Origin of the sequence: Maribacter sp. TH_r10 (genome assembly GCF_033101095.1) — a bacterium.
Taxonomy (GTDB): domain Bacteria; phylum Bacteroidota; class Bacteroidia; order Flavobacteriales; family Flavobacteriaceae; genus Maribacter_A; species Maribacter_A luteus.
Genome location: NZ_JAWMPY010000001.1, coordinates 1,194,682 through 1,207,658 on the forward strand (window position 1 = coordinate 1,194,682; position 12,977 = coordinate 1,207,658).

Genomic DNA, 12,977 nt, shown 5'->3' on the forward strand with positions numbered 1-12,977 from the left:
TAATCATCTCATTTATCAATACTGTTTAAAGTATTGGTTAATAAAAATTATGAACTTAATAAGATCACAAATGAATTTAAAATCAAGATTAATCTTAATGGTAGTGTTGCTTTTCAATGCTACATTATTCGCACAGGATAGCTATGAGCTTTCAGGTACGGTAACCGATGAGGCCAATGTTCCCATCCCAGGTGTAAACGTTGTAATATTGAACACAACAAGGGGAACGGCAACCGATTTTGATGGGTTGTACCAAATTGGTGTAAGTAGTGGGGATGTATTACAGTTTTCGTATTTAGGTTATGTTACCGAAACTGTCATTATTTCTGACCAAAAGAAATTGGACGTTATTTTAAAAGAAGATGCCGCTCAATTAGAGGAGGTTGTAGTTATTGGTTATGGTACTCAAAAGAAAAGTCATACTACGGGTTCCATTTCTAAAGTTGTAAATGATGATTTGGATCAAATAGCATTGGCAAGGGTCGATGATGCACTTGTTGGTCAGGTATCGGGTGTTAATATCCAAGCGACTGATGGTGAAGCTGGTTCTGCTCCTACTATCAGTATAAGGGGTGTTGGCTCAATGGCCGGTGATTCTACTCCTTTGGTTGTTGTTGATGGTGTTATTGTTGATGCGGATTTCTTGGGTTCATTGAATATGAACGATGTACAATCTTTTGAAATTCTTAAAGATGCCGCTTCTTCAGCCATTTATGGGTCAAAAGGAGCTAATGGTATTATCATGATTTCTACTAAATCTGGTTTGGAAGGCAAGACAAGAATCAATTACAGTACTTTCACAGGTTATAAAGAAGCTAGGCATAGTGACGCGTATACATTTTCAATTGCAGAAACCGCTGCAGATGAATTGGTAGCAACAGGAACGCTTTCTGATAGAACCAGATATAAGCAATTGATCGGTGTTGATCGCTCATGGCAAGATGTTATTTTTGATGGAGGTACTATTACCAGTCATTCCTTAACCGCAAGAGGTGGAAATGATAAAACAAAATTCAGTACTGGTTTAAATTATAGTCATGATGAAGGTGTTTTATTAACAGATGATTTTAAGAAGTATGGACTTCGACTTAAGGTAGACACAAAAATAAATGATAAGATTACTGTAGGAGCGAACTTTTCACCTTCTTATACTAATAGAAGACGTTTTGACGGTTCAACCCATGATATTTTAAGACAGACGAATTGGCTACCTGTTTATCATGATGCCAATACGATTCAATTCCTGAATAGGGTCAGAGATGGAGGGGTGTATGCCGATGTTCAAATCGGAGATTATGCCTTGCAACGTCATTTCGATGATTATGATTTGGTTACAGGAACCCCTGTTGTAAGTGGTACTGACATCAGTAATACTTCAAATACCAATCCTGCGGCGAAGGTTTTGGAACGTGATAGAAGAGATAAAAAATTCAAGTTATTCGGTAGTGTTTATGGAGACTATGAGATAATTGATGGCTTGAACTTTAAAACTACACTTTCTGGTTCTTACCAAGATACCAAGAGAACTAGGTGGCAGGGTGTTGAATCTAACAGAAATGGTGCTTCCGCGGCCTCAATGAATGAAATCGGTCAAAGGGAAATTTATCTTATCTCTGATAATTTCTTCTCATATAACAAATCTTTCGGTAAACATGATTTCAGTGCCATCTTGGGTGTATCCGCAGAAACTAGAAAATGGTCTTTTTCAACCATTACAGGTACGGGATATACTTCTGACGATGTGAAGCAAATTGTAAATGCCACTACAATATCGGATGCTGACGCTTTTGAATGGGAGAAAAATACAATTGGTTATGTTTCTAGGTTCAATTATGCCTATGACAATAAGTATTTGGCATCTTTGAGTTTAAGACGAGATGGTAGTTCTATTTTTGGTAAGGATTTTAAATATGGTAACTTCCCAGCAGCTTCCATTGGTTGGAATGTTGCTAATGAAGATTTTCTTGCTAACAGTGAAGTTGTAAGTAGTCTTAAATTAAGGGCCAGTTACGGTGTAACCGGTAACGATAGGTTAAATACTGGTAGTGTGGATCCTGATAGTAGCAGTAGTACTAGTAATTTAAGTACAGGTAATGTACTTGTCGATTATTATCCTTCCCTTGCTTTATTGGGGGCGACAACTGCGGTTGTAGATGGTAATTTAACAGGAGGGTTCAATGCTTTAAACATTGCCAATGCAGATCTTCAGTGGGAACGATTGATAGAATTTAACCCTGGTGTTGATTTCGGATTCTTTAAAAATGCAATTTCAGGTTCCCTTGATTATTACAAAAGAACTAGTGATCAATTACTGTTGGATAACCCTGTTTCTGTAACAACTGGTTTTGATAGTGCATTGGTCAACCTTGGAGAAGTCCAGAATGAAGGTTTTGAACTTGAACTTCGTACTCGAAATATCACACAAGAGAATTTCAGATGGTCGTCAACCTTGATCGCTACTACTAACAAAAACACATTGGTCGATTTTGCGGATTCAAATGGTCAAATAACAAATGTGGATAGTAAAAGGGCTGCTGAATGGATCAATTTGGAAGGTCAGCCTATTTCGACCTTCTATGGATGGGTGGTAAAAAGTGATATACCGTTGGAGTATATCGTAGACCCTTTTCACCCCGTTGGAGGTGAGGCTCAAGACGTATATGTTAAGGATTTAAATGGTGATGGTATTATAGATGATGAAGATAAGGCGGCATTAGGTGATCCTTACCCAGAGTTGGTTTGGAGTTTTACGAATGATTTTAAAATCGGGGATTTCGATTTAAGCTTTATGTTCCAAGGGTCACACGGAGCGGAAGTTAGAAATATGGGAGATCAATACATCTTCAACCATTTCAATAGCTCCCAAGATTTTGATCCAGATATAACTCCGGATCAGGAATTCATAAAAGAGAAAATATTTACCGATGACATCATTCAAGATGCTTCATATATCGCACTTCGTAATGTTAATGTCGGGTTTACTTTTCCAAGTGATTTTGTTTCTAAGTACGGAATATCCAAACTTAGGATATACGCTGCAGGACAGAACCTTATGTATAAAACTGCTGATGATTATACCGGTTTTAATCCAGAATCAATTGATAGAACAAGTCCTACGACCTATGGTTACCAAAGGGCTGGTTCGCCAATATATCGAACCATTTCAATAGGTCTAAATCTTGATTTCTAATTAAAACAATAATAAATAATACAAATATTATGAAACAAATAAAGATTATAGTATTGCTTTTATTAGGAGTAGCTGTTTCATCCTGTGAAAGTGATTATTTAGAGCCAGTACCCTCTTCCGGTACAACCGCTGATAGTTATTTTAGCGATGCTGATGAGGTATATACCGCGGTAATAAATATGTATGATGGTATTCAAGGGACAAATTCAACTGACACAGATGATAACCACAGTGTTATGTATGAGTTTTATCTTACCGAAATGCGAAGTGATAATACACGTACTAAAAGTAGTGAGGGGGAATCAGCTCAATTTGAGAGTTATAACGTTCAGGCAACCAATGGTATTGTGAAGGATTATTATTCCAGTTTTTATAATATCATTTATAGGGCCAATGTAGTTTTGGATAATTTGGATGTAATTGAAGATGCTGGTATTTCTTCGGCTTATGAAGGAGAGGCTAAGTTTGTTAGGGCCTATGCCTATTTTAACTTAGTTAGATTGTACGGAGATATTCCTTTGATTGATAGAGTAATCTCTCCCTTAGAAACCGATGTGCAATTTACAAGGGTTGCATCGGCTACTATTTACGAATTGATAGTTAGTGATTTATTAACGGCAGTTGAAACATTGGATAATACTTATAGAACAAGGGCGTCAAGAGCTGCTGCCCAAGGATTGTTGGCAAAAGTTTATCTAACATTGGGAAATTATACCCAGGCACGTTCTTTGTGTGAGGACGTAATTGGAAGTGGGTATGAATTGGAAGACAATTTTAAGGATGTATTTTATAATGAAACCAATTCAGAGGTTATATTCTCCGTTGGTTATATATCGGATTTAGATGGGGATAGCCAAAATTTTTCAGCAGAATGGTTGAATGCGGTTGGTAGAACCAGTGGGGTAAATTATGTTACTGATGAAGCTGTAGCTGCTTTGGACTTATTGGGAGGTAACAGAACAGCATATTCATATAGACCAGACCCAAGTCAGGCCGGACAATACCAAGTGGTAAAATATTTACCTAATGGGGATGAAGACCTTGGTATAGATCCTGTGTCTTCAGATCCTACGTTGGCAGGTAATGATTGGATTGTTCTTCGACTGGCAGATGTTTTGTTGATGCATGTAGAAGCAATTATGGCTGGTGCTGACCAAACGAACGATGCTGATGCTTTGGCTTCTTTCCAGAAAGTTAGGGACCGTGCAGGTTTGACCGAGACTGTAGGTCTCATAACAAAACAAGATTTATTGGATGAGAGAAGGGTTGAACTGGCTTTTGAAAACCAAAGATTTTTTGATTTGGTGAGGTTTGGACAGGCAGAATCTGTTTTATCAGCTTTCTCGGCTGCAAATAATTATGGGTATTCATCTTCTGATTTGTTGTTGCCATTACCTCAGAATGAGATTAACTTGGGCAAAGGTGTGCTAACACAAAATCCAGGATATTAAAAGCATTCAATTAATTTAAAATAATGATTATGAAATATAATAAGCTAATAAAAAGACCATTCAATACTTCGGTATTGATGGTCTTGACAACTATAATTTCACTTTCTGTGATTTCTTGTGACCCCACTATTTCTTCATTGGAATATGACTTGGCGGAATCAAATTCAAAAACTGATGAAACACCGCCGAGTGCTAGTTTTTCATCAACGGTAACGGATGATTATTTGACATATACTTTTGCAAATTCTTCATCTAGTGCAACGGATTATTTTTGGGATTTTGGCGACGGTAATACTTCTACCGATGTTGATGGGATGAACACATATCCTGCCGAGGGTACTTATACGATTACTTTAACAGCAACAGATAAGTTGAACGTAACCAGTACATATTCAGAAACCATTACAGTGGTTGAACCAGAAGAACCACCCGCAATTGATCCTGAAATTCTGAATGGTGATTTCTCCGCTGGTCAGGATGATTGGAAAATTGCCGCGTTTACTGGTGGAACAACTAGTGCTTTCAATGCAAGTAGTGATGGTGATCCGTTAAATTATGATGGGTCCGATTCAGGTTCGACCAAAACTCCTGGGGCTAAATGGACAAGCTCTACATCTGCAGGTCCTTCAGTTAGTGAGGCAACAAGATATGCATACCAAGCTATCACGGTTACTCCGAATACGGATTATGTTATTGAATATAGCCATGCGATTAAGACTGATAAGGACGATATAGAAGGAGGAGACAGGGTAATTGTAGAGATACTTGATGGTCAATTCAGTGATGGGGTTGATGCAGTAGCAAGTTCTGAAGCCGGTGCACTTGTTCAGGTTGTTGGTGATGTTGCTAATGGAAAAGGGGATTTTAAAATAATGACCGGTCAATTTACCTCTAATGCTACAGGACAAGTGTCCATATGGATTTATGCCATAACGAATGATGAATTATACGTTGATAATGTAAAAGTGTATCCTTCAGAATAAGTAAATAAATGAAGATTACTTTAAATCCTATATTAATCATTCTCATTTTCACATTGACTTCTACAAACGTTGCTTGCCAAACGGCTAGCAACGTTGTAGAAAATGAAGTCAAAAAAGAAAGGAGAGTGAAGAAAAAAAAATATAAGTTATCAAAAATTGATTTGTCCCATTGGAAAGTAACCATTCCCGAGGGTAATGGTAAAGGTGGTGCAATAAGTGTAGAACCACCAGATATTTTGGAGTATGCGACCAATGAAGTTTTGAAGCCTTTTATGTATAATGACTCATCTTCAGGGGCTTTGGTTTTTCATGCTTACCCAACAGAAGCAACAACTGCAAATACGAAGTACTCAAGATCTGAACTTCGGGAGCAAATGGTTCCAGGGGATGATAATGTAAATTGGACTTTTGGTCAAGGCGGAATTTTGAAGGCTAAAATTGCAATGGATGAGGTTTCTAAGGATAAGGACGGAAAGTATCATAAGGTAATTATACTACAGATTCATGGTCGTTTAACCAATGAACAGCGAAATTTAATTGGGCAAAAAGACAATAATGCTCCCCCAATGTTGAAGATATATTGGCAAAATGGTAAAATTAGGGTAAAGACCAAAGTTTTGAAATATCCTGACGTTACCACGGAAGAAGGCTTACTATATGAAGAAGCTTGGACCGATGATAAAGGTTTTACTTTCGAAGAGGAAGTTGGTTTTAGGAAATTTACAATAAATGTCACGGTTAGCGATGGTAAAATGGTAGTATCCTTAAATAATAATGAGTTTGCTGTATATGACGACAGGAATATTAAAAAATGGGGAGTATTCGAGAACTATTTTAAAGCTGGTAATTATTTCCAATCTAGAGATCAAGGGTCTTTTGCAAAGGTCAAGTTTTATGATTTGGAAGTAAAGCATTAAGTTAATTGAAAATGTTAAGTCGAAAAAGTATAAGTTTTGATTAGTAGTTGAGTTAGTTTGAGTTTTTGGCAGTGCTGGTCCTTTTTTGGACCAGTACTCCAAATTTTAAGATTAACAACAGATTTTTTTGAACCCTTAGTGTTCTATTTATGTTGGATTAATTGTTTAATTTTAACAAACCAATCTGGTTAACCAATTTTGTTAAAATGATTATATGAAGTTAGAAGTACTTACAAAAGCAGAAAACAGGGAAGTTCAAAAAGATATTATCACGAAAATTCGTGACTTGATTGCCTTTAAAAACTTGGAGCCAGGTGATAAGCTTCCGTCAGAACGAATGTTAGCGGAAAAATTTGGGGTAAGTAGAAGTAGTTTAAGGGAAACCATACAAAGATTGGAGTTCTATGGGCTATTGAAATCCAGACCTCAGAGCGGCACATTTATTGCCGATATTGGGCCCATCGCCATGAAAGGAATGCTTAAGGATATTCTTGAATTGGAAACCCCGGATTTTAAATCCCTCGTTGAGACACGAATTTTATTGGAGTTGAAAACCTGTAGATTGGCAGCTTTAAGACGAACCGATGAAGATTTGGCGCAAATGAAAATTGCATTGGATGCTTATGCCGCAAAGGTAGAAAATGGAGAGGATGCTGTTCAAGAAGATTTATTGTTTCATTTATCCATAGCGAAAGCGAGTGGTAACAGTACAATGAATACGTTTATGTTGATCATAACGCCTGAGATTATCACTAATTTCGAGAAATACCATGTGTGTAATGTGAATAGGGCGGCATTAGGTATACAGGAACATAATGATATTTATGAGGCGATTAAAAAACAAGACCCAAAATTGGCCAAAGAAAAAATGAAAGTACACTTTAAAATGTTGTATCAGTATTGTTATAATATTGAATGAAAACTTGTCTAAGGAAAAAGATAGAATCTCGCACTTTTATCTTTTTTAAGTTTAAACAAACTGGGAAGGTAAATAATTTAGATCAGTTTTAGTTGCTAAGTCAGTTTCTGGCTTAATAGGACTCCGCGATTAAATAGATACTCAAAAAATAAAATAATAGAATATGAAAGTAAAGGGATTAAGATGGGTGATTATTGGGCTGATATTTTTGGCCACGGTTATTAATTATATTGACCGAAGTGCACTTTCAATTATGTGGGGAGGTGAAGATGTAGAGGGCTCAATTGCTCAATCTCTTGGTCTTACAAAGTATCATTATGGATTAATTTCCAATGTATTTATGGTCGCTTATGCTTTAGGTCAACTTTTCTCCGGTAAATTATTTGACAAAGTAGGAACCAGAATTGGTTATGTGATCAGTATAGGGGTTTGGGGTATATCCTCTTTTTTACACTCTACGGTTAGAGGATTCTTTTCCCTTGCTTTTTTCAGAACCACTTTAGGGTTATCTGAAGCTGGAAATTGGCCAGGAGGTGTAAAAAGTAATGCTGAATGGTTTCCAATTAAGGAACGGGCAATTGCTCAAGGATTATTCAATGCCGGAGCTTCTATTGGATCCGTCATAGCCCCACCGTTTATTGCGACATTGTTCGTTGCTTTTGGGTGGAGAATTACGTTTATGGTAGTAGGTTCTTTTGGGATACTTTGGATTATTCCATGGTTGCTAATTAATAAAGCGGGTCCGAAAAAACACCCTTGGATTACAAAAGAAGAGCAAGATTTTATTCTTGAAGGTCAAAGTTTAGCCGATCAAAATGCAACAGAGGATACTAAAGGTAAAAGCTTAAAGGAAATTCTTTCATTCAAAGAGTCTTGGGCCGTAGTAGTCGGTCGATTCTTTTTAGAACCTATTTGGTGGATTTTTGTCACTTGGATGCCCATTTATCTTTTCGATATTTATGGATTTAACGTCAAGGAAGTAGGTATGTTCCTTTGGTTGCCTTATGTCGGTGCCGCATTGGGAAGTATTATCGGAGGATATGTTTCAGGTAAAATCATTGCGAAAACGAACTCAATAGATAAAGGAAGAAAAACGACGATTCTAATTGGTGGTGTAATTATGCTTGCCGGATTAATTGCGACCGTACTTATAGGGGATACCGCCGAAAAATTTGTAGCGATTGTATTTTTTGTATTGTTCGGGTTCCAATTTGCCATTAGTAACGTTCAAACATTACCAAGTGATTTCTTTAGTGGAAAATCTGTGGGGTCGTTAGCGGGATTAGGAGGAATGATCGGTGTTTTATCCGTTATTATCATGAACTTCTTGGTTCCGGTAATTGTAGATAACTACTCTTATACACCCATTTTTGTTGTAATCGGAATATTTGTCCCGCTAGGTGTTGGTGCCATTTATTACTTCGCAAGAAAAATCGAATCAGTAGAAAAATAACAGAATTATAAAATAATAAATTTTAAAAAAAATGAGCAAGTCAGAAGGAAAAGTAGCAGTAATTACAGGAGCAACCGGTGGTATTGGTTTCCAAGTAGCGAAAAGATTGGGAAAAGACGGGTATACCGTTGTCCTTAATGGTATTGAAGATGAGGAAGGAGCCAAAAGAATAGAAGAGCTTAAGGCTGAAGGTATTACTGCTGAGTACTATGGTTTTGATGTTACAAAAGAAGAAGAAGTTACATCTAACATCACTAAAATCGGTGAAAAATACGGTAAAATTGACGTGTTGGTAAATAATGCCGGTGGTTTGGGCGGAAGATCAAGATTTGAAGAAATGACTACAGAATTTTACAGATTTGTCATGGCATTGAACCTTGACTCAGCGTTTTTCGCTTCAAGAGCGGCCATTCCATTCCTTAAAAAAGGGGAGAATGCCTCAATTATAAACTATACTTCTATCGCTGGATGGAATGCTGGAGGGCCAGGTGCTGGTATCTATGGTACGTCCAAAGCTGCTGTACATGCTATTACAAGGGCTTTAGCAAAAGATTTGGCAGAATATGGAATTAGGGTTAATGCAGTATCTCCAGGTACTATCGATACACCTTTCCATGCGCAGATCAAATCAACCAAACCGGAAGTTTTCGCTTCATGGAAAAACAATATTTTGTTGGGTAGATTAGGACAACCTGAAGAAGTAGCTTCGGTGATTTCATTTTTGGTTAGTGATGACGCTTCTTTCCTAACGGCTGAGACCATTCAAGTAGGTGGGGGCCAAGGCTTAGGAATTTAAATTTAGAATAGAGAAATTAAATTCAGTTTAAAAAAAGAATAAAATAATCCGATTTTATATGAAAAAAGTAGTCACTTTCGGAGAGATAATGCTAAGATTGGCACCTCCAGGATTTTTAAGGTTTTCCCAAGCCAACAGTTTTGATGTGGTTTATGGAGGAGGGGAATCCAATGTAGCGGTCTCTTTAGCAAATTATGGTGTACCCGTAGATTTCGTAACACGCCTTCCAAAAAATGATATTGGGGAATGCGCCCTAATGGAAATGCGCAAGCGTGGTGTTGGGGTCGATAAGATCGTTTATGGTGGTGATCGTCTAGGAATCTATTTTTTGGAAACAGGAGCCGTTAGTAGGGGTAGTAAAGTGGTCTATGACAGGGCCCATTCCGCTATTAGTGAAATAAAATCAGGAATGATCGATTGGGATGCTGTATTCGACGGGGTAGAATGGTTCCATTGGACAGGTATTACACCGGCAATTTCACAAGGGGCAGCCGATGTTTGCCTTGAGGCCGTTAAGGTTGCTAGTGAAAAAGGGATAACCATCTCCACAGATTTGAATTATCGTGCTAAATTATGGAAATATGGCGGTGATCGTGAAACGATCATGACCGAGTTGACTTCATATTGTGATATTATTCTAGGAAACGAGGAGGATGCTGAAATGCATTTCGGAATTAAACCAGAAGGTATTACGGTTCAGACCCAAGGTCATGATGTAAAAGCGGAAGCCTTTTTGTCTGTATGTAAGCAGATGATGGAGAAATTTCCACGTGCCAAAAAAGTGATTACCACACTTCGTGGATCTATTTCGGCGTCACATAACACTTGGGCAGGAGTTTTATATGATGGTAAGAAAATGTATGAGACCCGTCAATATCAGATTACTGATATCGTAGATCGTGTAGGTGGCGGAGATTCGTTCATGGGTGGTCTGATTTACGGATTGTTGAAATATCCTGAAGATGATCAAAATGCCTTGGATTTTGCCGTAGCAGCTTCCTGTTTAAAACACACTATTAAAGGTGATGCCAACTTGGTGACAGTGGCCGAGGTAGAAAAACTAATGGGTGGTGATGCATCTGGTCGTGTGGCCAGATAAACAGCACATATGATTCTATGACTTTAAACGATTCGTTTTAAAATGGCCAATAGTAAATCGGTATTGATTATTTGTGGGGGAGGGCCCGCACCTGGAATCAATTCAGTGATCAGCACGGTGGCCAAGGTTTTTTTAAAGGATGGTTATAGGGTTTTAGGATTGCACGAAGGGTTTAAAGGCATTTTCAGTGAGAATCCGGAAATAAAGGAATTTGATTTTGATCATGCTGATAGAATTTTTAGCCGAGGTGGTTCAACCTTGGTCATGAGTAGGTTCAAACCTAAAAACGAAAGTCTAAACACTAACCTGTTTTTAGATAACGATGTAAAACTATTGGTCAGTATTGGTGGTGATGATACCGCCTCTACTGCCAATAGAATTACTACCTACCTTGAAAAGGAAAACATTTTTATATCCAATATCCACGTTCCAAAAACAATTGATAATGACTTGCCTTTGCCGGACAGGAATCCCACATTCGGGTTCCATTCTGCCAAGGATGAAGGCGTACGGATCGGAAATACAACTTACGAAGATGCGCGTACGAGCCATAATTGGTTTGTTATGTGTGCCATGGGTAGATCAGCTGGTCATTTGGCATTTGGTATTGCTACAAGCTGTCATTTTCCAATGATGGTTATCCCAGAAATGTTCAATAATACAGATCTTACCCTTGATAAGGTAATTCGTCTTATAATTTCTTCAATAGTCAAGAGAAAAGTTAAGGGAATCAAGTATGGTGTGGCAATGGTGAGTGAAGGTGTTTTTCATTCCATGCCAAAATCCGAATTGGACAAAATAGGTATTAATTTCACTTATGATGACCATGGCCATCCTGAATTGGGTAATGTTAGTAAATCTCATATACTCAATGTACTTCTCCAAAAAGAATTGGGGAAATTAGGGTTGAATGTAAAAAGTAGGCCGGTAGAGTTGGGTTATGAACTGCGTTGTTGCAGACCGATAGGGTTTGATCTTACGCTATGTACCTTATTGGGCATCGGGGTAAAGAAGCTTTATGACCAAGGACTTAGTGGTTGTATGGTGAGCGCAAACTCCAGAGGGGAAATAACCCCAATGTTCTTAACCGATATGCAAGATGTGAGCGGTAAAATACCCCCAAGATTGGTCGATATAGAATCCGAATTTGCACATCTATGTTTTCAAAATTTAGATTATTTAAAAGAGAACGATTACGAAGCTGCTAGGAAGTATGTAAATGAACCTTCAGCATACGATTTTAAAAAAATATTAAACAAAAAATAAGTATATGGCACAATATTCAAGAATTGAAGTGGCAAACGTGATGAAAGAAACAGGCATGGTGCCTTTGTTTTATCATCCGGATATTGAATTGGGTAAAAAAGTATTGAAAGCTTGTTATGACGGTGGAGCCAGATTAATGGAGTTTACAAGTCGGGGTGATTTCGCCTTTGAGATTTTTGGTGAATTGAACAAATATGCCATTGCGGAACTTCCCGGAATGATTTTGGGCGTTGGTTCAATTACCGATGCAGGGGCAGCTTCTTTATACATGCAATTAGGTGCGAATTTCATTGTTACCCCTTCATTACGTGAAGATATAGCGATAGCCTGTAACCGTAGAAAAGTGTTGTGGTCACCGGGCTGTGGTTCTTTGACCGAGATCAATAGGGCAGAGGAATTGGGATGTGAGATAGTGAAATTATTCCCGGGATCAACCTATGGTCCTGGATTTGTAAAGGCAATAAAAGGTCCTCAACCATGGACAAGTGTTATGCCAACTGGTGGTGTTTCAACCGAAACTTCCAACCTTAAAGGTTGGTTCGAGGCTGGTGTTACTTGTGTAGGCATGGGATCGCAATTGATCAGTAAGGATGTACTCGCCAATAAAGATTATAAAGGTCTGGAAAAAGCAGTTCGCGAAGCTTTGGAAACTATAAAAACAGTAAGAAAGTAATAGTACAAGAACCAGAGCAAGTAATTGATTTGACCATAATTGCTTGCTCCGGATATAGATTTTATTATCATGGGTCTTGCTTCCATGAAAACGTAGATAATCAGTAAGGCTATCATTGGCAAAAAGCATTTTTATCATAAACATCAAAAGAGCGTTGTTTTTTTGACAAGAATCAGGAAAATACCAATTTACCATAGTGATACCATTTGTTTTTTTCATAAGAAGTAGGT

The 12,977-nt window shown here is 37.8% G+C and carries 10 protein-coding genes; all 10 read left to right on the forward strand.

Annotated features, from left to right (window positions below):
- The first annotated feature begins 70 nt into the window (after positions 1 to 70).
- A complete protein-coding gene (locus R3X28_RS04930; RefSeq protein WP_317663062.1) occupies positions 71 to 3,190 on the forward strand; it encodes a TonB-dependent receptor in 3,120 nt (1,039 codons plus the stop codon).
- A 29-nt stretch (positions 3,191 to 3,219) separates the two neighbouring features.
- The gene (locus tag R3X28_RS04935) at positions 3,220 to 4,641 is read left to right on the forward strand and encodes a RagB/SusD family nutrient uptake outer membrane protein (protein ID WP_154362663.1); all 1,422 of its coding nucleotides are present in this window, start codon (positions 3,220 to 3,222) and stop codon (positions 4,639 to 4,641) included.
- Between the two features lie 29 nt (positions 4,642 to 4,670).
- A complete protein-coding gene (locus R3X28_RS04940; protein ID WP_282053462.1) occupies positions 4,671 to 5,624 on the forward strand; it encodes a PKD domain-containing protein in 954 nt (317 codons plus the stop codon).
- Between the two features lie 8 nt (positions 5,625 to 5,632).
- Complete coding sequence (locus R3X28_RS04945; RefSeq protein ID WP_317662875.1) at positions 5,633 to 6,541, forward strand: polysaccharide lyase family 7 protein; 909 nt, start codon at positions 5,633 to 5,635, stop codon at positions 6,539 to 6,541.
- Positions 6,542 to 6,755: 214 nt separating this feature from the next.
- Positions 6,756 to 7,460: a FadR/GntR family transcriptional regulator gene (locus tag R3X28_RS04950; RefSeq protein ID WP_317662877.1), complete on the forward strand. Its 705-nt coding sequence runs from the start codon at positions 6,756 to 6,758 to the stop codon at positions 7,458 to 7,460.
- A gap of 163 nt (positions 7,461 to 7,623) precedes the next feature.
- Positions 7,624 to 8,913: an MFS transporter gene (locus R3X28_RS04955; protein WP_154362655.1), complete on the forward strand. Its 1,290-nt coding sequence runs from the start codon at positions 7,624 to 7,626 to the stop codon at positions 8,911 to 8,913.
- 31 nt (positions 8,914 to 8,944) lie between these two features.
- The gene (locus R3X28_RS04960) at positions 8,945 to 9,709 is read left to right on the forward strand and encodes an SDR family NAD(P)-dependent oxidoreductase (RefSeq protein ID WP_317662879.1); all 765 of its coding nucleotides are present in this window, start codon (positions 8,945 to 8,947) and stop codon (positions 9,707 to 9,709) included.
- 58 nt (positions 9,710 to 9,767) lie between these two features.
- Positions 9,768 to 10,808, forward strand: coding sequence for a sugar kinase (locus tag R3X28_RS04965; protein ID WP_154362651.1), 1,041 nt, complete (start codon positions 9,768 to 9,770; stop codon positions 10,806 to 10,808).
- A 42-nt stretch (positions 10,809 to 10,850) separates the two neighbouring features.
- Complete coding sequence (locus R3X28_RS04970; RefSeq protein ID WP_282053459.1) at positions 10,851 to 12,074, forward strand: 6-phosphofructokinase; 1,224 nt, start codon at positions 10,851 to 10,853, stop codon at positions 12,072 to 12,074.
- 4 nt (positions 12,075 to 12,078) lie between these two features.
- Positions 12,079 to 12,747 (forward strand): bifunctional 4-hydroxy-2-oxoglutarate aldolase/2-dehydro-3-deoxy-phosphogluconate aldolase, encoded by a 669-nt coding sequence (locus tag R3X28_RS04975; RefSeq protein WP_154362647.1) that lies wholly within the window; start codon positions 12,079 to 12,081, stop codon positions 12,745 to 12,747.
- The last annotated feature ends 230 nt before the right edge of the window (positions 12,748 to 12,977 follow it).